25 protein-coding genes are annotated in these 23572 nt (G+C 36.8%); 16 read left to right on the plus strand and 9 right to left on the minus strand.

From position 1 onward, the window contains the following. Positions 1 to 19: 19 nt before the first annotated feature. Genes V6E76_RS05415 through V6E76_RS05425 form a run of 3 tightly spaced genes read right to left on the minus strand, consistent with a single transcriptional unit; the run spans position 20 to position 1807 of the window. Complete coding sequence (locus tag V6E76_RS05415; protein WP_026867416.1) at positions 20 to 820, minus strand: DsbA family protein; 801 nt, start codon at positions 818 to 820, stop codon at positions 20 to 22. 31 nt (positions 821 to 851) lie between these two features. After that, complete coding sequence (locus tag V6E76_RS05420) at positions 852 to 1220, minus strand: globin domain-containing protein (RefSeq protein ID WP_247350436.1); 369 nt, start codon at positions 1218 to 1220, stop codon at positions 852 to 854. Further along, positions 1220 to 1807 carry a CYTH domain-containing protein gene (locus V6E76_RS05425; protein ID WP_247350455.1) on the minus strand — a complete coding sequence of 196 codons (588 nt, stop codon included), beginning with the start codon at positions 1805 to 1807 and terminating at the stop codon, positions 1220 to 1222. The genes V6E76_RS05420 and V6E76_RS05425 overlap by 1 nt, the downstream gene beginning before the upstream one ends. A gap of 149 nt (positions 1808 to 1956) precedes the next feature. On the opposite strand from V6E76_RS05425, the gene yjbM reads away from it, so the two are divergent. From yjbM to fabI, 4 genes are all read left to right on the plus strand, one after another. Next, positions 1957 to 2577: a GTP diphosphokinase gene (gene yjbM / locus V6E76_RS05430; protein WP_026867419.1), complete on the plus strand. Its 621-nt coding sequence runs from the start codon at positions 1957 to 1959 to the stop codon at positions 2575 to 2577. Positions 2578 to 2594: 17 nt separating this feature from the next. After that, positions 2595 to 3389: an NAD kinase gene (locus tag V6E76_RS05435; RefSeq protein ID WP_247350463.1), complete on the plus strand. Its 795-nt coding sequence runs from the start codon at positions 2595 to 2597 to the stop codon at positions 3387 to 3389. Positions 3390 to 3415: 26 nt separating this feature from the next. After that, complete coding sequence (gene mgtE, locus V6E76_RS05440; RefSeq protein ID WP_247350480.1) at positions 3416 to 4789, plus strand: magnesium transporter; 1374 nt, start codon at positions 3416 to 3418, stop codon at positions 4787 to 4789. A gap of 82 nt (positions 4790 to 4871) precedes the next feature. Next, positions 4872 to 5639 (plus strand): enoyl-ACP reductase FabI, encoded by a 768-nt coding sequence (fabI, locus tag V6E76_RS05445; protein ID WP_247350483.1) that lies wholly within the window; start codon positions 4872 to 4874, stop codon positions 5637 to 5639. Positions 5640 to 5689: 50 nt separating this feature from the next. On the opposite strand, the gene V6E76_RS05450 is transcribed toward fabI, so the two are convergent. Both V6E76_RS05450 and V6E76_RS05455 read right to left on the minus strand, forming a co-directional pair. Beyond that, positions 5690 to 6199, minus strand: a complete 510-nt coding sequence (locus V6E76_RS05450) for a 2'-5' RNA ligase family protein (RefSeq protein ID WP_026867423.1) — start codon at positions 6197 to 6199, stop codon at positions 5690 to 5692. A gap of 66 nt (positions 6200 to 6265) precedes the next feature. Beyond that, positions 6266 to 6991 (minus strand): alpha/beta hydrolase-fold protein, encoded by a 726-nt coding sequence (locus tag V6E76_RS05455; protein WP_247350499.1) that lies wholly within the window; start codon positions 6989 to 6991, stop codon positions 6266 to 6268. A 140-nt stretch (positions 6992 to 7131) separates the two neighbouring features. On the opposite strand from V6E76_RS05455, the gene V6E76_RS05460 reads away from it, so the two are divergent. Both V6E76_RS05460 and V6E76_RS05465 read left to right on the plus strand, forming a co-directional pair. Continuing rightward, positions 7132 to 8229, plus strand: a complete 1098-nt coding sequence (locus V6E76_RS05460) for an AI-2E family transporter (RefSeq protein ID WP_247350501.1) — start codon at positions 7132 to 7134, stop codon at positions 8227 to 8229. 104 nt (positions 8230 to 8333) lie between these two features. Then, complete coding sequence (locus V6E76_RS05465) at positions 8334 to 9110, plus strand: M23 family metallopeptidase (RefSeq protein ID WP_247350503.1); 777 nt, start codon at positions 8334 to 8336, stop codon at positions 9108 to 9110. Between the two features lie 18 nt (positions 9111 to 9128). Here the strand turns inward: V6E76_RS05465 and V6E76_RS05470 are convergent, their stop codons facing one another. Next, positions 9129 to 9521 (minus strand): hypothetical protein, encoded by a 393-nt coding sequence (locus tag V6E76_RS05470; protein WP_247350506.1) that lies wholly within the window; start codon positions 9519 to 9521, stop codon positions 9129 to 9131. A gap of 198 nt (positions 9522 to 9719) precedes the next feature. Between V6E76_RS05470 and V6E76_RS05475 the strand changes: the two genes are divergently transcribed. The 10 genes from V6E76_RS05475 to V6E76_RS05520 all read left to right on the plus strand — a co-directional run bounded on the left by V6E76_RS05475 (position 9720) and on the right by V6E76_RS05520 (position 21456). Further along, positions 9720 to 10511 carry a gluconate 2-dehydrogenase subunit 3 family protein gene (locus tag V6E76_RS05475; protein ID WP_247350508.1) on the plus strand — a complete coding sequence of 264 codons (792 nt, stop codon included), beginning with the start codon at positions 9720 to 9722 and terminating at the stop codon, positions 10509 to 10511. Between the two features lie 36 nt (positions 10512 to 10547). After that, positions 10548 to 12272, plus strand: coding sequence for a GMC family oxidoreductase (locus V6E76_RS05480; protein ID WP_247350511.1), 1725 nt, complete (start codon positions 10548 to 10550; stop codon positions 12270 to 12272). 17 nt (positions 12273 to 12289) lie between these two features. Then, positions 12290 to 13108 (plus strand): twin-arginine translocase subunit TatC, encoded by an 819-nt coding sequence (gene tatC, locus V6E76_RS05485; protein ID WP_247350529.1) that lies wholly within the window; start codon positions 12290 to 12292, stop codon positions 13106 to 13108. A 131-nt stretch (positions 13109 to 13239) separates the two neighbouring features. Beyond that, entirely contained in the window at positions 13240 to 14733 is a 1494-nt protein-coding gene (locus V6E76_RS05490; RefSeq protein WP_247350531.1) for a UDP-N-acetylmuramoyl-L-alanyl-D-glutamate--2,6-diaminopimelate ligase, read from the plus strand. Beyond that, positions 14714 to 14947 carry a YueH family protein gene (locus V6E76_RS05495; protein ID WP_499797721.1) on the plus strand — a complete coding sequence of 78 codons (234 nt, stop codon included), beginning with the start codon at positions 14714 to 14716 and terminating at the stop codon, positions 14945 to 14947. Before V6E76_RS05490 ends, V6E76_RS05495 begins: the two co-directional genes overlap by 20 nt. A 10-nt stretch (positions 14948 to 14957) precedes the next feature. Continuing rightward, positions 14958 to 16514, plus strand: coding sequence for a peptide chain release factor 3 (locus V6E76_RS05500; RefSeq protein ID WP_247350537.1), 1557 nt, complete (start codon positions 14958 to 14960; stop codon positions 16512 to 16514). A 248-nt stretch (positions 16515 to 16762) separates the two neighbouring features. Further along, positions 16763 to 17545, plus strand: coding sequence for a TerC family protein (locus tag V6E76_RS05505; protein WP_247350540.1), 783 nt, complete (start codon positions 16763 to 16765; stop codon positions 17543 to 17545). A gap of 71 nt (positions 17546 to 17616) precedes the next feature. Further along, positions 17617 to 19059 carry a trypsin-like peptidase domain-containing protein gene (locus tag V6E76_RS05510; RefSeq protein ID WP_247350543.1) on the plus strand — a complete coding sequence of 481 codons (1443 nt, stop codon included), beginning with the start codon at positions 17617 to 17619 and terminating at the stop codon, positions 19057 to 19059. A 225-nt stretch (positions 19060 to 19284) separates the two neighbouring features. Continuing rightward, positions 19285 to 20580: a TrkH family potassium uptake protein gene (locus tag V6E76_RS05515; protein WP_499797722.1), complete on the plus strand. Its 1296-nt coding sequence runs from the start codon at positions 19285 to 19287 to the stop codon at positions 20578 to 20580. 18 nt (positions 20581 to 20598) lie between these two features. Next, the gene (locus V6E76_RS05520; RefSeq protein WP_247350548.1) at positions 20599 to 21456 is read left to right on the plus strand and encodes a bifunctional UDP-sugar hydrolase/5'-nucleotidase; all 858 of its coding nucleotides are present in this window, start codon (positions 20599 to 20601) and stop codon (positions 21454 to 21456) included. A 41-nt stretch (positions 21457 to 21497) separates the two neighbouring features. Here the strand turns inward: V6E76_RS05520 and V6E76_RS05525 are convergent, their stop codons facing one another. From V6E76_RS05525 to V6E76_RS05535, 3 genes are all read right to left on the minus strand, one after another. After that, complete coding sequence (locus tag V6E76_RS05525; RefSeq protein ID WP_247350552.1) at positions 21498 to 22577, minus strand: LCP family protein; 1080 nt, start codon at positions 22575 to 22577, stop codon at positions 21498 to 21500. A gap of 149 nt (positions 22578 to 22726) precedes the next feature. Next, entirely contained in the window at positions 22727 to 22939 is a 213-nt protein-coding gene (locus V6E76_RS05530) for a DUF2187 family protein (RefSeq protein WP_035857234.1), read from the minus strand. A 94-nt stretch (positions 22940 to 23033) separates the two neighbouring features. Continuing rightward, a complete protein-coding gene (locus V6E76_RS05535; RefSeq protein ID WP_247350553.1) occupies positions 23034 to 23495 on the minus strand; it encodes a sigma-70 family RNA polymerase sigma factor in 462 nt (153 codons plus the stop codon). Between the last annotated feature and the right edge of the window lie 77 nt (positions 23496 to 23572).

Below are 23572 nucleotides of genomic sequence, written 5' to 3' on the forward strand. Positions count from 1 at the left end.
ATTTAAATTTAATATTGAATTAAGACTTTGTTTTAATGGATTTAACTGGTGATTTAATCTGGTAATAAGATTGACTGTCTACATTTATTTCTTCGATGAGTCGCTGCAATCTTAATTTTTTCAATTCATTGAGTAACAAACCTGCTCGCCATTCAAAAATTGTTTTTAGTTCTTCAAAACTAACAAGTTCATGCGCACGAATATAATCAATAATACTTGGCAATTGTTTCTTCTCAATCTCAACATCTATCAGTTCATTAATAATATATGTGTAAATATGGTAAGGGTAGGCGCCTTCAATTTTTACACCCTCTGTGTGCTCATCTCCTGAAAAGAATACCATTGAAGGCAAGGATTCGATATCCATTTCTCTGAATACTGCTAAATCATATTTCAACATCGCATCTAGTGTGGGTGAATGCAAATCTTCATGAAAAGTAGATAAATCTATACCGGATAGACGTGCACAATCATCTATCATTTCTTTGCTGCAAATTGTGTTTGATGGATTGATTCGATTAAAGATATAACGTATAAACGCACGCGCTTTAGAGCGTCCTTGGATTTCTGCAGCTTTATAGGCGAGCGCTACATTATCCTCACTAGAAGTCGACTGTGCCTGGCATTTAGTCAACACAGACAGAGACGGGGCGAGAATTTTTTTAATTGTTACGTGACCACGATATTCTATAAGTAATTTGTTAACTATCGGCTCCATCGCAATACATTCATTTGAGAACGGATCGAAAAAGTAAAATATTTCGACCGAGTGATTCGACTGCTCAAATAAGAAGAGCTCATCACTATTATTTTTGCTCACGCTTTTTCACCTCTATATTATATGCACTCAATCAGTCTTCACTATTTACCATGTGGTTTGCTGTTAGTGAATAACGAGCCATTAAATACTCACGTATTTCTTCATCAATACCGACATCTTTTATTGCTTGATTCATATTTTCTAACCAAGCTTCTCTTGCTTTCGGTGTGATTTTGAATGGCATGTGGCGGGCTCTCATCATCGGATGTCCATATGTTTCATTGTAGAGATTGGGTCCGCCTAAAAATTGAGTTTGAAAGAGCTTTTGTTTATAAGCTGTTTCTGATAGGTCATCTGGGAAGAGATGGTTGATGCGGTCATCTTTACTAACGTAATCATAAAAGATATCAATCATCTCATATAATTTTTCCTGACCGATAATATTATAGACTAAAGGCATTAAATTCCCTCTTTCTGACGTTTTAGTACCTCATAGAAACGTGCACTCTTCACAGATTCTTCTCGTCGTACAATACCATATTTGTTAAGGATATGTGTAATATCTGCTTGGCCACTCGCTGTATCAGGTGCTTCAAATTCGAGCTCATAGTCCGTTTGGCCGAGGTAGTCAGCCTTATCCAAGACGAGTAGGCCACTACGATATGGTTTTTCTAGGCGCTCCGTTTTTAGATTACCTTGAATTCTAAGACCTTCTATACTGATGTTTAAAGCTTCTAGTTTATCTTTTATGTTGGCCGGAATATCATCTTGATTAAGCGGTGAATCATCTAATAAATTAAAGTTGACGTGCCCAGAATATTCTAAGACAGTATGTGCACTTTCTGGTACTTTTAAGGTCATGATCTGGTTATGGTCTTGTGTTCTGATTCTCAGCATTAAGTAGCTGTTGATGAGTGTTAATTTATTATCATCTATATAGTAATTATCTAGTATAAGTGGAGTTTCATCGTTAAAATGTGATGCTCTAATTTGCTTATATTCTTCTTCTAGAAGTATATTCTTAAACTCTATTTCTTTCTCAAACAAAGTAATCACTCCTTAATCAGTATTATGCTCAATTATATTTAAGGTGTAAAGCAAACAGATTACATATAGAAGAATTCGTTTGATATGGTAAAATTAATACCGTTAGAGTAGAAAAGTATGAATGAACGGGTGTAAGGAGGAAGGTATGAATGGAAGAATGGAGTATTTTTTTAGCACCCTATAGGCAGGCTGTTGAAGAACTTAAAATTAAGTTAAAAGGAATCAGGAAAGACTATCAGATTACCAGTCAATCTTCACCTGTTGAATTTGTCACTTCACGTGTTAAACCGGTGCAAAGTATTATCGAAAAAGCCAGTACAAGAAATATACCCTATGACAATTTAAGGGCTCAGATGTACGATATCGCAGGTATAAGAATCATGTGTCAGTTTGTGGATGATATTAACGTGATTACCGAACATATTCGCTCGAGAAACGATATGCGCGTTATTGAGGAAAGAGATTATATCGAAAACACTAAGGAGAGCGGTTATCGTTCTTACCATATAATAATTGAATATCCAGTCGAAAGTGTGAATGGACGCATTAAAATATTAGCTGAAATTCAAATTCGTACATTAGCGATGAACTTTTGGGCAACCATAGAACATACATTGAATTACAAATATTCAGGGGAGTATCCTCCTGAAATTAAAAATAGATTGCAGAATGCTGCAGAAGCGGCATACTTACTGGATAAAGAAATGTCTGAAATCAGAGAAGAAGTCCAAGAAGCACAGAAATATTTTTCTAAAAAGCGGAATATCTAATGAAATCAGGTGACCTTATGAAATTTACAATTGTCTCTAAAGGAGATACTAAATCTAACGCACTGACTGATAAGATGATGAATTATATGCTTGGTATGAACATGGTTTTCGATGAAGAATCACCGGAAATTGTCATTTCTGTCGGTGGCGATGGCACACTTTTACAAGCTTTCCATCGCTACCAACATATTGTCAGTGATGTATCATTTGTCGGTGTTCATACTGGACATTTAGGTTTTTATGCAGATTGGGGTCAAGATGAAGTAGAGCGTTTAATTGTCGCTTTAAAGAATGATGAGTTTGAAACTGTAGAATATCCACTTGTTGAAGTATTAATCCATTATGAGTCAGTCGGTATGGAAACTAAGTACCTCGCTTTAAATGAGGCGACTTTAAGGATGACGAATGGTTCCACTCTAGTCATGGACGTAGAAATTAGAAATCGTCATTTTGAAAGATTCAGAGGTGATGGCTTATGTATTTCCACGCCCTCTGGTTCCACTGCATACAACAAGGCATTAGGCGGGGCAATTATTCATCCATCTATAGAAGCTGTTCAAATGACTGAAATTGCATCGATTAATAATCGGGTATTCAGAACGGTGGGCTCACCGCTTGTCTTACCAAAACATCATTTTGTCAATGTAAGGCCAGTGAATAGTGAAGAATACCAGATGACGATTGACCATATTAATCTCGTACACCGAGGTGTAAAGTCAATACAGTATTCTGTTGCAGAAGAAAAAATAAAATTTGCACGCTTTAGACCATTTCCATTTTGGCAACGTGTGCATGATTCATTTATTTCTTAAAGAATTAATGAGGGTAGGTATAAGAGATGTCTAGAGAAGAAATGGATATTGATTTTGAAGCACTAAGAGAACAAATAGAGGTTTACCTTCGTGAAGAGAACTTAGATGGATTTAGAGAACTTTTTACAGATCTTCACAATTATGAACAAAGTGAAATCTTTCAAACTTTAAGCGAGGAAGAACAGCAAAACCTTTATAAATTCCTAAGCCCTGAAGAAGTGGGGGATTTCTTCGATCACCTGGAGTTAGAACCAGATGAGTATGAAGATTTATTTGACCAAATTGATGCAAGATATGCAGCCCATATCATTGGCGCTATGCAGTACGATAACGCAGTTGATATTTTAAATGAAATCTCTCGTGAGAAAATGACAACCTATCTATCATTGATGAATAAAGATGATGCTAAAGAAATCAGGGGCTTAATGAACTACGAGGAAGATACCGCCGGTGGTATCATGACTACTGAAATCATCAATTTAAATACCTTGATGACAGTAAGAGAAGCTATGAAACACATCAAAGAAATGGCACCCGACAAAGAGATGATTTACTACTTATTCGTTGTCGATCAAGACAATCATTTAGTCGGTATTATCTCCTTAAGGGAATTGATTGTCGCAGATGATGATGATTACATTGGAGATGTCATGACTGAACGTGTCGTTTCCGTTCGTATTTCTGATGACCAAGAAGAAGTTGCTCAAATTGTGAGAGATTATGACTTCCTTGCCGTACCGGTTGTGGATTTCCAAGATCATTTAGTCGGTATCATCACAGCCGATGACATCATGGACGTTATTCACGAAGAGGCTGGAGAAGACTACTCTCGACTTGCCGGTATGAGTGATAATGAAAGTACATCGGACACAGCACTAATGACAGCTAAAAAGCGTTTGCCTTGGCTTATAGGGCTTACCTTCATGGGAATGATTACAGCTTGGATGCTTTCATTCTTTGAAGACACGCTTGCTAAGGTTGTACTCCTAAGTGCCTTTATACCTGTAATTTCAGGGATGGCAGGTAACACCGGGACACAGTCACTCGCTGTTGCGATACGTGGTATTTCCACAGGGGAAATTAAAGAGTCCAGTAAGATGAAGCTTGCCGGACGTGAATTAGGTTCAGGTTTTCTTACAGGTTTAGTTTGTGGTGTCGTTATTTTCTTAATTATTATTGTGATGTACCAGGAACCTATACTAGGAATTATCGTAAGTGGAAGTCTACTCGCATCAATGTCAGTCGCGACAATTATCGGAACGATTGTACCGTTGGTAATGAACAAAGCGGGTATTGACCCAGCAATTGCGAGTGGACCATTCATTACAACAGCAAACGACATTATAAGCTTATTGATATACTTCGCCTTAGCAAATGTCTTTATGGCAAGTTTATTATAGTGATATTTCTTGCATTCCGACCTAATTAAATGTAGATTAGTAGTAGGTACTAATACTAGGGATGAATTAGGAGGAGTTCTTAATGGACTTATCAGGTAAAACATATGTAATCATGGGCGTTGCCAACAAGAGAAGTATTGCTTGGGGTGCTGCACGTGCACTAGACAAAATGGGTGCAAAGTTAGTATTCACTATTTTAGGTGAACGCTTTAGAAAAGAAATTGATAAATTACTTACAGAATTAGAAGGTGACCACGACATCATCGTTGAGTGTGATGTATCAAATGATGAGAACGTCGAACAAGCTTTCAAGGAAATCGGTGAAAAAACGGGTGGAATTGATGGTGTGCTTCACGCTATCGCATTCGCAAATAAAGATGAACTACAAGGTGGCATCAGTGAAACTTCTAGAGAAGGCTTCAAACTTGCCTTAGATATCAGTGCATATTCACTATTAAGTGTAGCTAAACACTCTAAAGGTATCCTGAATGAAGGTGGAAGCCTAGTTACAATGACTTATCTTGGTGGAGAGCGTGCAATGCCTAACTATAACGTTATGGGTGTTGCTAAGGCTGCCCTAGATGCTAACGTTCGTTACTTAGCATATGACCTAGGAGAGTCAGGATTCCGTGTTAACGCGGTATCTGCTGGACCAATACGTACACTTAGCTCATCAGCTGTCGGTGAATTTAAAACAATCCTTAAAGAGATTGAACAACGTGCACCGTTACGTCGTAATGTAGATCAGCTTGAAGTGGGTAACACGGTTGCCTTCTTACTTAGCGATTTATCTAGTGGTATTACTGGTGAAGTCGTACATGTTGATAGTGGTTATCACATCATGGCATAAAAAATAACCTGGAAGTCTTAACTGATTTCCAGGTTATTTTTATATATAAATTACTCACCAAGTTTGAATGTATCAGTAACATGCCAAATTCCGTTGTCAAGTTGGACACAGAGACTAATCTTATCTAGCACTTCACTGTGCTCAATACCAATCATTTTTAGGTGACTATATACATCTTCGAATTTTTGTGTCGTATCCTCTTGAGCCAATGTGAAATGAGGGACAAATGGGTGAGTTGCTTCACCATAAAAATCTCCATTATTAAAGGCTTCATGGATAGAATTTAGTATTTCGTTAGGCTCGACCTTAAAATAAATTACTTGAGCTGTTGGTGCAAAGCTAGAAACTTTTTTAATCTCGATCTCAGTTGGTTTGTGTTGAGCCGCAACGCTTTTAATAAATGATTCAATTTGCGGTTTCTCATGTTCTTCAGCTTCGAAAGCTTCTTTTACTGTAATATGTGGTGCGATATATGCATATCTAGAATCGTAGCGTTTACGATATTGGTTTACAGTGTCTTGAAGTTTTTTTGAAGGAAAAAGTGCGATTCCAAATTTCATTTAAAATGCCTCCCTAAACGATATGTTTCAAGTATATCACTTTCAGAAAAAAAATGTATACGTTTTCTATTGGAAAAAGTATAACAGCACATTTTTTAATTCCGGCTTCCAAGTCTTCCAGATGTGCCCACCTTCGAGTTCCTTGTACTCGTATTCTAATGGTTCTTCTTCTAGGACTGCGTTTAACTTTCTATTCGGTGTTAAGAAGTCTGCTTGTTCGCCCATAATCGTTGTAAAATCATCTTCTTCTAAACCGATAGTATGATAGATATTTAAATTTATTAAATTCATATTATCCTTGAAACGGTTTATAAATTCGTCATCTACAAATGGACTGAAGGCAAGTACTTGGCCAAAGGTATTCGGATAAGTTAAAGCAGTGGATAAACTAAAGCTACCTGCTAAACTTTCACCCATGAGCAGTCTGGAGTTTGCCATTTTTAAAGTTGAGAAATGATTATCTATAAAACTATTTAATTCTCGTCCAACAAATGTTACAAAATTTTCATGGTGTTCTCCGTTAGGGTTGAAATAATGTTTTCTCCACTCAACAGAAGGATATGGCACGCCTACAATAATTGTGCGTTCAATTTCCTCTGTTTTTTCTAGTTTTTCAATCAATCTTTCTATCTGACCATATTTAAAAAAATCTTGTGAATCAAATGTTATAATGACATTATACTTATAAAGGTCAGAGTAAGACTTAGGTAGGTAGTACTGTACATCAAAAGTTTCATTACAAGCACTAGACTCGATAGAAACTGTATGAACTTTCCCTGGTGTTTTATCCATATAATTTCCTCCTTACTCATGTATATTACCAACTTATGTATTAAGATAACATGTATTTAGTTTAAGCTTTCAATTTAGTAGGAAATATTATATAACAGTGATACAATATGAACACATTCTAAGGTTAGAGGTGCCGCTTTATGACTAATAAACTTTGGTTCCAAAGTGGTATAGCACTCATAATTACTTTTGTCATTATCTTATTAATTATGCAGGTTCAAGTAATATTTGAGCCGTTTTTAACGATAATTATGACGATCTTCTTCCCGGTATTAATCGGGGGAATGCTATACTATATTACTGAACCAATACAGCGATTTTTAGAGAAGAGGAAAGCCAATAGGTTGGTAAGTATCCTCTCTATATTCATCATTATTTTAATTGTTATTGCAATAGTAACTCTAACCGTCATTCCGATGGTTACAGAACAAATTCAAAATCTAGTTTCACGTTTACCTATTTTACAACGTGAAGTTGAAAACACAGTAAATTACTTACTCAGTCAAAGAGATCGTTTGCCATTTGATATTGATCTACAGTCGATTACTCAAGATGCATTAGATGTTGGTACAAATATGCTAAGTGGTTTTGTATCAAATGCGATTTCAATTGTCTCAAGTACAGTGAGTGTGCTATTGATGCTTGTTCTTGGACCCTTCTTCTTCTTCTTTATGTTGAAGGACCACCAAAAATTCATTCCATCAGTCACTTCTCCATTTTCTGGGACATTTAAGCAGTTCTTAATTGAGCTTTTATATGACATTGACAGAACATTACGTTCATTCATCCAAGGTCAGATGCTAGTATCATCTATACTCTGTGTAATTTTATATATCGGTTATACACTAATCGGTCTTGATTATGCTTTACTACTAGCAATTTTTGCCTTATTCATGAACATCGTACCATTCGTTGGTCCTTGGGTTGCATTTATACCTGCAGGTTTACTCGCCCTAATACAAGATCCAATTATGTTTATTTGGGTATCACTAATTACGCTTGTGGCTCAACAAATTGAAAGTAACTTGATTACACCGAATGTTATGGGACAGTCGCTTGCTCTACACCCATTAACTGTAATTACAATTGTCCTTGCAGCAGGTAATATCGCAGGATTCATAGGAATTTTAGTTGCGATTCCAACCTATGCTGTCATTAAGACAATCATTCAAAATATTTGGAGATATCGTCAGAATCTTAAAGATACAATGCTCAGTGACATCTCAAATAAAGCTTAACTTAACTAAAAAGCAGGAAGGTCTCTATAGAGATTTTCCTGCTTTTTTGTCTTTTCTATTTGTTCAAACGATATAAGTAATAGAACACATAAGGAGGCAAACAAATGAATCCAATCGCATATCTTATTAATAAGGGATTTACAGTGACATCCGATCCAAATCGTTATCAAAGTGGTGTTTGGGGGTTGAGAAATTACACTGTGAGGGGTTACAATTACGATCAATTTTGTGGAGGGTATCACAGAGCATATGATTTAGCCAAATATGACCGAGCACCGATTCCCGCAGTTTTTGATGGTGTGGTCACTTCAGGTACGAGTGACTTCGGAAATTTTGGTGGTACCGTAGTGATTGCTAATAAGAACCTTGGCTACCAGGTGATTTATGGTCATCTAAAACGACCACTTTCAGTCAAAATAGGCCAGTCAGTTAAACAAGGGGACATTATAGGATATCAAAGTAATACGAATTACGATAACGTAGCTATGGCCAGTCACCTTCATATCCAATTTCAAAAATATGGGTTTATAGTGGGGGAAAGAAATTTTGTCTGCACTGGAATTAACCCACTAGCTATCTATGTGAGTCCAAAAACTTATAAGCAAGCTTGGCTCTGGAGCGGTGGATTTTTAACTAAATATCCAATTAACATAAGAGATTATCCTTCAGTAAAGGCAAAAAGATTAGGGATTACAAGAAAAAATATGAAGTTCTACTTCGATAAATTATACGAGAATGATGGCTACTGGTGGTTACGATGTACTTTAAATAAGAAGACTGTATTTATTGCAGCAGGTAAAAAAATATCTCAAGTCAATTTTACAGATACCAAGTTATTTGGAGAGATTTCACATTTAAATACAGCAAAAGGGAAAGAATAAAATAATCCATGTACAACCTTAGTGTTGTACATGGATTTCTTCATCGTTATCAATTTCATAGAGCACTTTGTTAATTTCGACTTGGTTTACTGCTTCAACAAGGAAGTAGGCAACGATTGTGTAGACAATGATACCGCCAATAAGTAAGACATTCGCTTGAATGACACTAAGTAGAAGTGCAGGCATAAATACGACTAAAGTAAATAATACGAGCATGAGGATTCTATAAGAAGTGATTTTTCTTTGTGCATCCATTAGTCTTGAAGCATACTTTTCATTGACCTTGTTCATGTCAACATCACGACCATCCACATATAGCTTATTAATTTTAATATTTCCATGCAGTTCATCTGTGACGTAACGCAGATCCATATGATTATTTTTCCACGTTAGTAGATTAAAAAATGACATAAATTTTCACCGCCTTCTTTAAGTATAGATAATAATCTATTGATTTAATCTTATTATACATTATTTTTTTAATCAATATGGCTTAAATTGGAATTATTTTAATTTCTTAAAGACTCTAGACTTATCAGTAAATGAGGAGTAAAATTTTGTTAATAAGAAGTATTAAGTAATGTACATGAATTTTGAGGGGGAATTAAAATGGCGAATAAAAAAGGTAGTGAAAAAGAATTCTCTAGACGGGACTTCTTAAAGACAACCGGTGCAGCAACAGGTGGAATTATTGGAGGTTCACTTTTAGGTGGGCTTGTAGGATTTAACTTAAACGATTCCTCAAGTTCTGAGAGTCAAACTTCAGAAGAGACAGCCTCGGAAGAATCATCAGGTTCTAACGGTGGAACGACTGACAACGCAAGAATGTTTTTCCACAATGACACTGATTTTGATACAGTCACAGCAGCAATGGAAAGAATTTTCCCAGAAAGTGACGTAGGGCCAGGTGCAGAAGAACTAGGATGTGCCTACTATTTAGATGGACAACTAATGGGTCAATATGGTTTTAACTCAAAAGAATACATGCAAGGTCCTTTCGAAGAGGCCCTACCGACTCAAGGTTATCAATCTAATCTTAATCGAAGAGACTATTTCATGCTCGGTATTAGAAAATTAAATGAAGAAGCAAACAGTAGACATGATGCAAACTTTGCTGATTTAGAAGCTGGACAAATGGATGAAATCTTAACTGACTTCCAAGAAGGTAATGTTGAGTTCGATGTACCAAGTCATACAGCGACAAGTAGCTATTTCTTTACTATGCTACGCTCAGCCACAATCGAAGGTGCTTATGCAGATCCAGTCTACAGAGGAAATAGAGACATGGCAGGCTGGAAGATGAAGCAATTCCCTGGCCACCAAATGTCATATATTCAATATATCGAAGATGATGAATTCCATGAAATTGAACCATTACCTGTATATGGTATGGGACATTAAAAGTTAAGTATATATAGATTTATAGGGGGATAAATTATGGCAACAACTTTAGATAAAGTAGATGTAGTAACGGTCGGTGTAGGCTGGACTGGTGGTATTATTGCAGCAGAAGCGACTAAAGCAGGCTTAAGCGTAGTTGGATTAGAACGTGGAGTTAAACGTGGTACTGAAGACTACCAGCACGTGCATGATGAACTAAAATATGCAGTACGTTATGAGTTAATGCAGGACATTTCTAAAGAAACACTAACATTTAGAAACAGCCCTGATGAAAAAGCACTGCCAATGCGTCAACAAGGTTCATTCTTATTAGGAGAAAACCTTGGTGGGGCAGGTACGCACTGGAATGGTCAGACATGGAGATTCTTACCTTATGACTTTGAAATTCGTTCCATGACTGAAGAAAGATACGGTGCAGAAAAACTAAAAGATGAAAGAGGATACCAAATTGAAGACTGGGGTATCACTTACGATGAGTTAGAGCCTTACTTCAATACTTTTGAAAAAACTGCTGGTATCTCAGGTGAAGAAAACCCTCTTGGTGGACATCGCTCTGAACCATATCCAACACCGCCAATGCTTAAGTCTAAGACATTAAAAATGTTTGAAGAAGCGGCTAAAGGATTAGAACTAGATCCAATCATGATGCCTTCAGCAAACTTAAGTGAACAGTATGAAAACCCAGATGGTCAAACAATTAATGCCTGTCAGTATTGTGCCTTCTGTGAACGTTTCGGTTGTGAGTATGGAGCTAAATCTACTCCTGAAGTTACAGTTATTCCAAAGGCACAAGAGAGTGATGATTTTACCTTACGCTTAAATGCAAATGTTGTTGAAATTATCACTGATGAAGATGATGATAGCAAGGTTTCTGGTGTGAAATTTGTCGATACTATCACTGGGGAAGAATTTATTCAACCAGCAGATGTTGTTGCATTAACAAGTTATGTGTTCAACAATTATAAATTGTTAGCAGTGTCAGACATCGGTGAACAGTATGATCCAGAAACTGGTGAAGGTACACTGGGTCGTAACTACTGTTATCAAATCTTCGGCGGTGCATCTGGATTCTTTGACGAACAGTTCAACACATTTATGGGTGCTGGTGCACTTGGTATGGCTCTAGACAACTACAATGGAGATAACTTTGATCATTCTGATTTAGATTTCTTACATGGTGGTAATATTGCCATTACACAAACAGGTGCGAGACCAATATTGAGTAACACTGTGCCAGAAGGCACTCCATCATGGGGCGAAGAATTTAAAGAAGCTTCAATACACAATTATACTCGTACACTACGTGTTCAAGGACAAGGATGTACACTGCCGCACAGAGATAACTATCTCTCCATGGATGAAGATTACAATGATGCCTACGGTGTACCACTAGTTCGTTTGACTTATAACTTTAAAGAACAAGATGAAAATAACTCAGCATTTTTAGTTGAACGTTGTGCGGAAATTTTAGAAGAAATGGGCGCTAAAGAAATACTTAAAGATGGTGAATTAGGCGATTACGATATTGTCCCTTATCAATCGACACACAACACCGGTGGTACTACTATGGGTGCGAGCCCTGACAACAGTGTTGTAAACAATTATTTACAACATTGGGACCGTGACAATTTATTCGTAGTGGGTGCCGGTAATTTCCAACATAATAGTGGTTATAATCCAACAGCTACTGTTGGGGCATTGGCATATCGTTGTGCAGAAGGTATAATTAGATATGCTGAAGACGGCGGACGCTTAGAATAGAAGTTAGGTGATGTCAAATGGAACCAGAAAACAAGGACAGTCGAAAGAAGCGGGAAGTGACAGAACATACTGAAGAAGAGGTAGTCAGAAAACGCAAAAAGGTAACTAAAGAAGACCCTTATGCACCGCTTACTGACCATCTTGAAGACTTAAGACGTGTACTCATTAAGTCAGCCTTAGTTATATTTGCTATGTTCTTAATCATATTTTCTACTGTTGGTTGGTGGTTTCCGGTCGTTTCAAAAGGTGCGGATATCGTTGTTTTAGGACCATTTGAAGTAATTCGATTTTATCTTAGAACATCAGGTGCAATTAGTATTGGTTTCTCAATACCATTCATTTGTTGGTTTTTATGGCAGTTTATGAGACCGGGACTTGTTGATAAGGAAACGCAGTTTCTAAAAGGTTCCTTACCAGTCATGCTTATATTATTTTGTATTGGTTTAGCCTTTGGATATTTTATTGTACATCCTTTAAGTTACTTTTTCTTAATTGAAATGGGAGAGCAAAACTTTAACGTACTTGTGACTGCTGATGAGTACATGTCGTTTCTACTTATTACAACAATACCTTTTGGACTTGTTTTCCAATTGCCAGTTGTTGCAATGTTCCTTCATCATATTGAACTCTTGAGTGTTGATGTAATGACATCTATGCGTAAATATGCTTATTTTATCTTGATGGTAATTACAGCACTCATTGCACCACCTGATGTCTTTACCCATCTTGTTACCTTAATACCGATGATACTACTCTATGAAGTAAGTATTATCTTGATTCGACGTAAGGAAAGACGAGACGCGGCAAAAGAGAAAAAGGCACAAAAAAATCCATAATTGAAAACGGTCACTGATTGGAATAGGCTAAGCAGCTTGCTTAGCCTGTTTTTTGTTAAAATCTATATAATATTATCTATAAGCGTCAATTTTCATGTATAATTATTTAAGTTGAAAGGTGGTAAGCTGAAATGAAAACAACAATGCTTCTATCTCTAATAAAAGTTAAAAAAACACATGGTACTTTTCCTGATGTTGTAACAGATATAACAACAGATTCAAGAGAAGTGGACGAGACCTCAGTCTTTGTTGTGCTTAAAGGACATGTAACGGACGGTTTATCTTTTGTCGAGGATGCAATTGACAAAGGGTGTCGTTTTATAGTGTCAGATCGCTATGTTGAATTACCAGACAATGTAGGGTTATTAATTGTAAAGGATCCAGCTAAAACAGCAGCCCTGTTCTCTGAATATATTTATGACTTCCCACACGAAACACAGACGATGATAGGTGTAACAGGCACCAACGGCAAGACAACAGTCTCCACGATGATTCATAATTTGAGCATGGCTTTAGGTAAAAAAAGCGCTTATCTTGGAACCAATGGTTTTATGATAAACGATATCCACACGAATTCCGTCAATACTACACCAGAGACAACTAGATTACACAAACGTCTAAAAGATGCGAGTGATAGTGACGCAGAAGTATTTACGATGGAAGTTTCGTCTCATGGTTTAAAGCTCGGGCGAACGTTTGGAATCAATTTTGATATCGCAGTGTTTACCAATCTGACTCAAGACCACCTAGATTTTCACCATAGTATGGACGAATACGGCTATGTTAAAGGACTTTTATTCTCACAGCTTGGCCAAGATGTTAAAAAACATAAATATGTCATTTTAAACGATGATGATGCTTGGTCAAATGTCTATAAAGATATGACGCCATTTGAAACAATTACTTACGGTATGCATGACACAGCAGATTTTTACCCTACTGATATAGAGGGGAGTTTAGAAGGGTTTAATTTTACTTTGAATACACCCGAAGGACAGTATCAAGTGAACTCTCCATTTGTCGGTGACTATAATATACAAAATCTGATGTGCGCGATTATTTCTGAATGGTTACAAGGTTATTCTTTTGAACAAATACTACAAGCAGTACCTGGAATGAAGCCTGTTGAAGGTCGCCTTGAAGTGCTAGATCCGACATTACCAATCAATATCATCATTGACTTTGCACATACGCCCGATGCCTTAAGAAAAGTGATTAATACAGTTCAACCTTTTGCAAATGGCAAGTTGATCTGTCTGGTGGGTATGACAGGGGAACGAGATTATACAAAAGCTAAGGAAATGGGAGAGATTGCAACCTTAGCAGACTATGCAATCTTTACGCCTGATAATCCAGCTAATGATGATCCAAAAATGCTGGTTAAGCTCTTAGAGGAAGGTGCGACGCATGAAAACTTCGTATCTTATACAGACCGTGAAGCAGGTATTATTCACGCTGTAGATATTGCTAAACCCGGTGATACTATTGTCTTGGCATGTAAAGGAAGAGAACCTTATCAAATTGTCGAAAATTATGTAAAAATGCCTCATAGAGACGATCTTATTGCCCTAGACGCAGCATACAGAAAATACAAAGGCGATGACTATGAAAAAACACTCGATTAAGATTAATGGTATAACAATGAGTGTATATGTTGTTCTAGATGAAATGAATTATATCATAAGCATACCTGACCTATCCTTTGCTATGAAAATAGAAAAGGATATGACGGCCAATGAAATTGAACAAGAAGCGATGTTACATCTTTTTTCTTTTATGGATGAGAGGGAAAGTAGTGAAATTGCCAACGAAATTGGCTTAGCAATCGGCAAGATTTAAGGAGATTAAAATGGATATTAAAACGGAAATTAATAAGAGAAAAACTTTTGCAATCATTTCTCACCCGGATGCTGGGAAAACAACGCTAACAGAAAAGTTATTGCTTTTTGGTGGTGCGATTAGAGAAGCCGGAACTGTAAAAGGTAAAAAGACGGGGAAATTTGCAACAAGTGACTGGATGAAAGTCGAACAAGAGCGTGGTATCAGTGTGACGAGTTCTGTCATGCAATTTGATTTTGATGGTTATAAAATTAATATCCTTGATACACCAGGACACGAAGACTTCTCAGAAGATACGTATCGTACTTTGATGGCAGTTGACTCGGCTGTCATGGTAATCGATGCTGCAAAAGGGATTGAACCTCAAACCTTAAAACTATTTAAAGTTTGTAAAATGCGTGGTATACCAATTTTCACATTTATTAATAAGCTCGACCGTGTGGGTAAGGAGCCTTTTGAGTTGTTAGAAGAAATTGAATCGACATTGGATATAGAAACGTACCCAATGACTTGGCCAATTGGTATGGGACAAAGCTTTTTCGGTATTATCAACCGTCGGACGAAGACAATCAATCCATTTAGAGAAGAAGGTCAATTAGCACTAAATGAGGATTATGAGTTAACAGAACCACACGATATTTCGAAGGACTCAGCTTTTCAAGCCTCACTTGAAGAGTTTATGTTGGTTGAAGAAGCCGGTGATGAATTTGACCCAGCTAAGATATCCAGTGGGGATTTAACACCAGTATTCTTTGGTTCAGCCTTATCAACATTTGGTATTGAAGAGTTTTTAGACACTTATGTAGATTTTGCACCAGCACCTACGGGACGTGAAACGACAGAAGGCCAAACAGTAGAGCCTCAAGATGATGAGTTTTCTGGTTTTATCTTCAAAATTCAAGCGAACATGGATCCGAGACACCGTGACCGCCTAGCCTTTATGAGAATTGTCTCAGGGAAATTTACCAGAGGTATGGACGGAACGCTTGCACGTACCGGAAAGAAATCTAAGATTACCAGAGCTACAATGTTTATGGCTGATGATAAAGAAACGATTAATGAAGCCTATGCAGGTGACATAATTGGCCTATATGACACAGGTAACTATCAAATCGGTGATACTTTGTATAATGGCAAAAAACGTGAGTATGTAGATTTACCACAATTTACGCCTGAAATCTTTATGAAAGTCACTGCTAAAAACGTGATGAAGCAAAAGCATTTCTATAAAGGTATTGAACAGCTCGTTCAAGAAGGTGCAATTCAATATTATAAATCAATGCATACAAATCAGCCTATACTTGGTGCTGTTGGTCAGCTTCAGTTTGAAGTTTTCGAACATCGTATGAAGAATGAGTACAATACGGATATAATTATGGAACCAATCGGTAAGAAAATTGCGCGTTGGGTAGAGAATGAAGAAGATATTACAGATGCGATGCATTCACCAAGAGCGAACTTGGTATATGATCGCTATGACAATAAGGTCTTCCTTTTTGAAAATGATTTTGCTATGCGTTGGTTCAGTGAGAAGTATCCTGAGATTAAATTATATAGTCTTTTATAAAAATAACTTTACTTTTTACAGTAGATAGCATATATTATAAAAGAATTAACAAACACATAAGACGAACCTTCTATAAGGGGAGTAACGAATAGGAAACTATCAGTGCGTCGTCACTACGGAGTAATCCCGGTGTACTGAGCAATATATAATATTGTATCGTGAGACCTTAACAGAGCTTAGGCCAAAGTCTAGGCACTGTTATAGGTCTCTTTTTGTGTTTGAAATATTTTAATATGGGAGGAATTATTTTGGATACAGCGGTTTTATTAGAATACCTATGGGTTTTAATCGTCTTAGTAGGTTTAGAAGGACTACTTGCTGCGGATAATGCAGTTGTACTTGCAGTAATGGTTAGACATTTAGAGCCTGTAAAACGTAAGAAAGCCTTGTTCTACGGCCTTTTAGGAGCCTTTGTTTTCCGTGTTATTGCTATTTTATTACTTGTTTGGCTCGTACAATGGTGGTGGGTACAAGCTTTAGGTGCGCTTTACTTGTTCTATGTGTCAATATCACACTTAATCGAAATTAAGAAGAAATCAAATACTTCAACTGAAGAACTTGCAGAGATACAGAAAGATAAGAAAGAGTCTGGTTTCTGGATGACAGTGTTAAAAGTTGAGTTAGCCGATATTGCCTTTGCAGTAGATTCTATCTTAGCAGCTGCAGCAATTGCACTTGCTTTACCGGCTGTTGGTGGAGATTTCTTTGGTGTTAATGCGGGTCAGTATACAGTCATGTTAATCGGTGGTTTAATAGGTGTCATTATCATGAGATTCTTCGCGAACTACTTTGTTGAATTACTTGCAAAAAGACCATCACTTGAAGTTGCAGCCTTTGTCATAGTTGGCTGGGTAGGTGTAAAACTTGCGGTCTTAACACTAGCGCATGATGCGATAGGTGTTATTCCTCACGACTTCCCACACTCAACAACTTGGAAGATTATCTTCTGGGCAGTAATGTTGATTATTGTTCTAGCAGGTTGGTTCGGTGGTTCTAAAAAAGAACAAAATGTTACAGAACCTAAATCCTAATGGTTTTAATTGGCATGTCATTTTAAAAGGTCTTATAATTACTGATAAGTAATTAGGATGGAGTGATATGAATGTCAGACGAAAGAAAACGTCCGATTGACCGTGATAAGTACAGACGTACAGCGAGAAATTTCACTGATAGAAAAAGTGACGATGCCAGAGATAAGGATCGTTATGAATTCTCTAGACAAAGAGAATATGACAGGGAGTTTGGCGGAAGTGAGGAAGCAGTCACTCACGAAGAAGCTAAAGATGATAATGTCAATGAGGAATCAGTTACGATGGAAAATAGAACGAGAGATTCACATGATGCTAAAGAAAAAACTAAGGGTAGTTCCGGTTTTAAATCATTCTTAATACCTTTACTTGCTGGTATTCTTGGTGCCTTACTCGTTTTAGGTGTGTACGCATTATTTACTTCTGACAACGAAGAGAGTACGGATGAGAATACGGCAGCTGACGTCGATTCTAACCAAGATGTTTCTGAAGTCAAGGAACAATTAGAAGCTGATAATGAAGGTAAGCTTATCACAGATACAACTGCAGCAGTCCAAAAAGCAAAACCTGCTGTTGTTTCAGTCATTAATATGCAGAGAATGGAATCTATAATTCCAGGCATGACGACGGACTCTGGTGAAGCGGAAGAAGCGGGTAGTGGTTCTGGTGTTATTTATAAGGTAGATGGCGACCTTGCCTATGTTGTAACGAATCACCACGTTGTCGATGGTGCTGAACAAGTCAAAATCAACTTAGAAAGTGGCGATTCTGTCGATGCCGATATTGTCGGTACTGATATTTGGACGGATTTAGCTGTCTTAAGTATTCCAGCAGATGTTGTAGAGAGTACAATTGAGTTTGGGGATAGTAGTGATTTACTAGTAGGTGAACCAGCAATTGCTATCGGTTCGCCACTCGGTGAAATATTCTCTGGCTCTGTATCTCAAGGTACTATTTCTGGCTTAGACCGGTCTGTACCAGTAGATTTAGATGGTGATGGCTCTAACGACTGGGAAGCGAGTGTATTACAGACCGATGCAGCCATCAATCCAGGTAACTCTGGTGGTGCCTTAATTGATAGTAATGGTCGACTGATTGGAATTAATTCAATGAAAGTCGGTATTGCTTCCGTAGAAGGAATTGGATTTGCAATTCCAGTAAATGAAGTGCAAGAAGTAACAAGTCAGCTTGAAGAAAATGGTGAAGTGATTCGACCATTCTTAGGCATTACCTTACAGGACTTGTTAAATGTTGCATCGTCACAAGTCTATGATCAATTGAACTTACCTGAAGATGTTAAAGGTGGCGTCATTGTTACTAGTGTCCAAGATGGTTCACCTGCTTCAGAAGCAGGTCTTCAACAACTCGATGTCATCACACAGTTAGACGGTGAACCAATTAAAAATATGGTTGAGCTACGACAGCATCTCTACTATGAAAAACAATCTGGCGAAGAGATGGTTATCGATTTTTATAGAGATGGTCAACAAGAATCATTAACTGTCACTTTAGAGTAGATGAAAGATAGGCTGTAAAAACTTCAATATTTATTAGAAACGGTGATTTCTGTTCATTACAGAAATCACCGTTTTATTTGACGAACTATCGTTATCACTCTTTTCCTAAGAATAATTTCGTGTATAATATGACTGTAATAAAACATTTAGAAATGGATTGGGGATAGTAAATTGTTGAGAGATGCTAAAAAAACTAATGGTTTGAGCCCTCAGCGAGCAATTTTAATGTACTATTTGATTGCCTTAATATTGGCAACAGGGCTATTAAGTATCCCAGTAATTTACTCTGATGGATCAATTCCCTTTATAGATACAGTATTTATAGCTGCTTCAGCCTTGTCAGTGACAGGCTTGAGTACTGTAACTCTAGTTGAAACATTCAACCAAGCAGGTTATATCATCATTATGTTTTTAATGAACCTTGGTGGTATTGGGATTATGGCAGTAGGGACTTTGGTTTGGTTGTTAATCGGTCGTAAGATCAGCGTTAGGGAAAGAAGACAAATTATGACGGATAATGCGCGTCATCAGACTTCTGGAGCAGTTCGTATGGTCTTAGACATCTTTTCTGTCTTGTTACTCGTTGAATTTATAGGCGCGATAATTTATGTTTCTTATTTTTATAATGCAACAGGTGATTTCGCTTATGCACTTTTACATGGTACATTTTTATCTGTTTCAGCGACTACCAATGGTGGGCTTGATTTATACAGTAATTCTCTAGTCCATCAAAGTGGTAACTTTATAATACAGATTCCAGTAATGTGTCAAATCATTCTAGGTGCGATTGGATACCCCGTATTAATAGAGGTGAAGCATTATTTTCGAAAGAAATCACCTGGTTTTAATTTTTCATTATTCACTAAAGTAACAGTGTCCACTCATGCAATACTTTTAGTTATAGGTATGTTTTTTATATTACTATTAGAATTACCAAGATTTTTTAAAGACAAGAATATCTTAAATTCCATTGTTGACAGTTTGTTTTTATCTACCACGACAAGAAGTGGAGGTATTACGACAGTGCCTGTTGATCAATTGGCTGAACCTACACAAGTTATTATGAGTATGCTCATGTTTATTGGTGCTTCACCTTCTAGTGCGGGTGGTGGTATAAGAACGACTACATTTATAATATTAGTTTTATTTTTGGTTAGCTTTGTAAAAGGAAGACAGGATGTAAATGTCTTTAAGAAACGTATCGCTAAAATAGATATCGATAGAGCTTTTGCAGTATTTGTCTTGGCGATGATATTAGTCTTCTTTGGTGTTTTAACAATATTAATTACTGAAGGTGACAAGTTTACTGTCATTCAAATTATTTTTGAAGTGACTTCAGCCTTTGGTACTGTTGGGGTATCAACAGGGATTACACCAGACTTATCAATTTTAAGTAAGGTAATTATTATTCTATTCATGTTCATAGGTAGAATTGGATTTGTGTCATTCCTGTTATCTATTGCTGGTAAGAAAAGAGAATTGACTTACCGCTATCCTGAAGAAAGACTAATGGTTGGATAAGACGAGGAGGAACCCTCTATGGTGTCGGAATTTTTTAATATCAAATTATATATCACACAGCATATGCATGATCGTTTGGGAAAAAAAGAAGGTGTAACCTTTAGTAAAATATCTAGTGCTGTCAACAGTATGAAATTGACTGAGGGTTTAAAACGACCTGTATTTTGTGACTTAGGTGGAACTCTAGGTGGTGCTTCAACTATAAAAGTGCCTCAGGATCCTCACGTCATGAGTATGAATTATTTAAAGTATCGCTTTGCAACTTTAAACGATATGGATTTGAACTATTTGGATCGTACAAGTAAGGCAATGCGGGCAACATATTTCCCGTGGGTATGTACGAATGTGGTGCAGAAACATACGCATGAGCCATATTTTGGCCAACCTTACCGCATATTAAATGTTAATAGAATGAAAATCGCTGTACTAGGGGCATACGGTGGGTATGAGGAAGAGAAGACAAAGCAAGTAGCCATTGAAAACTTACAGATTTCCTTGAAAAAGTGGCTGAGATATATACATAGTTTAGAAAATCCGGACTATGTGATCGTCTTTGTTTCCAATCTAATAGACGAGCAACACATCGATGCACTTAAAAATAGTATCGAAGGTGCAGGTATATTAATTACTGGGGCAGACTATGAAAGTGATTATAAAAAGCAAACAGAAAGTATGACCATTAGTCGTAAACATGGGGAAGCTGTTCCATTATTCCATCATGTACACAATGGTCATATTATGGAACTGGACATTAGATTTAAAACTAGAGTAAATACATTTGAATATCTTGGACATAGTTTAGCAATGCGTGATGAAGAGTTTGCGAAGTTAAGAGAAGACATTGAATATTTGGACTTAGTTCATCGCTATCTATAAAAAACCTAGGCAATCAATTGATTGCCTAGGTTTTTACTTGCCTATTCAATTCCAAAACCATCTCCGTACTGGTTCTCAGCACCTTCTTCAGCATAAGGTGGCGTAGATTCTAATTCATAATTTTCAAGTAAGTCTGTACTGACTTCCGTAACGGGTTGGATTTGTTCACCCAATCTAATATTAATAAGATCATTTGGTTCAGATGGATCTAATGCAAGCATTTCTCTAATTGAATTAGAGAGCGCAAATAAATGCTCCTCATCTGGCCATGCATAATAGATGCCATTTGATTCACTTGTAAAGCCTGTACCTTGGAGTTGTGTTGATTCAAAAGCTACATCGTTAAATAAGTAATGAGATGCAAGTGAACGAATATCACTCGTTGCAAAGTTGTGACTCGTATTGCTCGTAAAGATTTGAATTAAGTCATCAACTTGGGACAGTGAGCTAAGTGATTGTGCTTGTTTAATAACAGCTTCAATCAGTTCCATTTGTCTCACGCCACGACCAAGGTCGGAGTCAACACTTCTATTTCTAATGACAGCAAGTGCTTGTTCACCATCAAGGTGCTGCTCTCCTGCTTGTAAACCGTTCATGTCATAAGGCACGTTAAAGTCAACGCCACCAATCGCATCTACGATCTCAACAACTGCGTTCATATCGACTCGAACAAAGTAATCGACAGGCACATTCAATAGGGATTCAACAGAATCCATAGCACCAGTTGGACCTGCAAATGCGTGAGCATGGTTGATTTTATCGAAATAATTTACCGAACTAATATAAGATAAAGTATCACGAGGAACGTTTACCATTTTTACATCGTCATTTTCTCGGTCGAAAGTTGCTAAGATCATACTGTCGGAACGGAAATTATCCGCATTGATTTGTCCATCTTGGGTTCTTTCTGCATCAGCATCAATACCGAGAATGAGTACAGTAAAGCTATCATTCGAAGCATCAACATCATCTACACGCAGTTCAGAGCGGTCACGGTCAATCTCTTCATATGAATCAGAGACCCCGCTGTTAAACATGTTAAATAGGTAAAGAATATAAATTACAGCAGCTAGGAGGACGACACCTAGAATAATAAATAAAGTCCAGAGAATTTTTTTCATTTTATTACCCACTTTAGAATTTTTTCAATGTTAATGTAAATATATATTTATGGTCATTCAATGTCAATCATAGCATGTAGTTAGTATTCAAAAATAGCAATAAAAAACCAGGATTTGAACGATTCATTCTAACCCTGGTACATTTTGATTTATGCAGTCGTATCGTCTACAATTTCATATCTTCTATGGTTAACAACTGTTTTCTCGAACATTTCATGTTCGTCAAAGTTGTCGTTAATTGTAATATCAACTATTACAGAGTTGTCATTAATCTTTTCAACTTTACCAAGCATACCATCAAATTTAACAATGTTACCTACTTTTACATCTAATTCTTCTTTGTCTTTCTTTTTCGCGTCCATGTCAATTCCTCCACTGTTCTAGAACATAATGTCTGACATTATACCATACTTTGGATAAAAAACCAGTAGGTCGGGTTAAATCGTTGTCGTTTCTTCACAAATAGAATTCCTTTTTAATTTTTTCTCTGGTCGTTCGTCTAATATTTTTAGCAGTAGAAAGGCTGACATTTAATTTTCTTGCAGTGTGAGATAATGGAAAGCCTAATAAACTATCTTCCAACCATTGTTTTTCTTTATTGTTTAAGTTTTTAGTATAGCTGAAAAGAAAATCGTATATATCATTATAAGTCACATTGGTACTTTGGCTCTGAAACGTTTGTACTGCGTGTTGATACCGTGATGTTTTTCTAATCTGATCTATCAGTCTCTGTTTAACAATCGTATAGACAAATTGTGCTTCTGAACAAGATGTACGAGATGAGTCAAACTTCTTTAAAGCCTCAAAAGTTGCAATTCTACCGAGTTGCATATATTCATCCTGTTCGAATTTTATATTAAGTTTGAATATAATACTGTGTATCATTGGTTCATAAGCTAAAATTTTTCCATCAAGCACGTTAAGTCCTAACTGAATCGATTCCTTCTTATTTCCGGATACCTACAATATATAAATTTTTATAGAAAAAAGATAAG

This window comes from Jeotgalicoccus huakuii, assembly GCF_036665975.1.
Lineage (GTDB): Bacteria > Bacillota > Bacilli > Staphylococcales > Salinicoccaceae > Jeotgalicoccus > Jeotgalicoccus marinus.

What these genes read in the sequence shown, in the direction of transcription:
- V6E76_RS05420 (WP_247350436.1), bottom strand. Translation starts at nt 1,220, where the DNA reads ATGCCTTTAGTCTATAATATTATCGGTCAGGAAAAATTATATGAGATG.
- yjbM (WP_026867419.1), top strand. Translation starts at nt 1,957, where the DNA reads ATGGAAGAATGGAGTATTTTTTTAGCACCCTATAGGCAGGCTGTTGAA.
- V6E76_RS05435 (WP_247350463.1), top strand. Translation starts at nt 2,595, where the DNA reads ATGAAATTTACAATTGTCTCTAAAGGAGATACTAAATCTAACGCACTG.
- mgtE (WP_247350480.1), top strand. Translation starts at nt 3,416, where the DNA reads ATGTCTAGAGAAGAAATGGATATTGATTTTGAAGCACTAAGAGAACAA.
- fabI (WP_247350483.1), top strand. Translation starts at nt 4,872, where the DNA reads ATGGACTTATCAGGTAAAACATATGTAATCATGGGCGTTGCCAACAAG.
- V6E76_RS05450 (WP_026867423.1), bottom strand. Translation starts at nt 6,199, where the DNA reads ATGAAATTTGGAATCGCACTTTTTCCTTCAAAAAAACTTCAAGACACT.
- V6E76_RS05455 (WP_247350499.1), bottom strand. Translation starts at nt 6,991, where the DNA reads ATGGATAAAACACCAGGGAAAGTTCATACAGTTTCTATCGAGTCTAGT.
- V6E76_RS05460 (WP_247350501.1), top strand. Translation starts at nt 7,132, where the DNA reads ATGACTAATAAACTTTGGTTCCAAAGTGGTATAGCACTCATAATTACT.
- V6E76_RS05465 (WP_247350503.1), top strand. Translation starts at nt 8,334, where the DNA reads ATGAATCCAATCGCATATCTTATTAATAAGGGATTTACAGTGACATCC.
- V6E76_RS05470 (WP_247350506.1), bottom strand. Translation starts at nt 9,521, where the DNA reads ATGTCATTTTTTAATCTACTAACGTGGAAAAATAATCATATGGATCTG.
- V6E76_RS05475 (WP_247350508.1), top strand. Translation starts at nt 9,720, where the DNA reads ATGGCGAATAAAAAAGGTAGTGAAAAAGAATTCTCTAGACGGGACTTC.
- V6E76_RS05480 (WP_247350511.1), top strand. Translation starts at nt 10,548, where the DNA reads ATGGCAACAACTTTAGATAAAGTAGATGTAGTAACGGTCGGTGTAGGC.
- tatC (WP_247350529.1), top strand. Translation starts at nt 12,290, where the DNA reads ATGGAACCAGAAAACAAGGACAGTCGAAAGAAGCGGGAAGTGACAGAA.
- V6E76_RS05490 (WP_247350531.1), top strand. Translation starts at nt 13,240, where the DNA reads ATGAAAACAACAATGCTTCTATCTCTAATAAAAGTTAAAAAAACACAT.
- V6E76_RS05495 (WP_499797721.1), top strand. Translation starts at nt 14,714, where the DNA reads ATGAAAAAACACTCGATTAAGATTAATGGTATAACAATGAGTGTATAT.
- V6E76_RS05500 (WP_247350537.1), top strand. Translation starts at nt 14,958, where the DNA reads ATGGATATTAAAACGGAAATTAATAAGAGAAAAACTTTTGCAATCATT.
- V6E76_RS05510 (WP_247350543.1), top strand. Translation starts at nt 17,617, where the DNA reads ATGTCAGACGAAAGAAAACGTCCGATTGACCGTGATAAGTACAGACGT.
- V6E76_RS05515 (WP_499797722.1), top strand. Translation starts at nt 19,285, where the DNA reads ATGTACTATTTGATTGCCTTAATATTGGCAACAGGGCTATTAAGTATC.
- V6E76_RS05520 (WP_247350548.1), top strand. Translation starts at nt 20,599, where the DNA reads ATGGTGTCGGAATTTTTTAATATCAAATTATATATCACACAGCATATG.
- V6E76_RS05525 (WP_247350552.1), bottom strand. Translation starts at nt 22,577, where the DNA reads ATGAAAAAAATTCTCTGGACTTTATTTATTATTCTAGGTGTCGTCCTC.
- V6E76_RS05530 (WP_035857234.1), bottom strand. Translation starts at nt 22,939, where the DNA reads ATGGACGCGAAAAAGAAAGACAAAGAAGAATTAGATGTAAAAGTAGGT.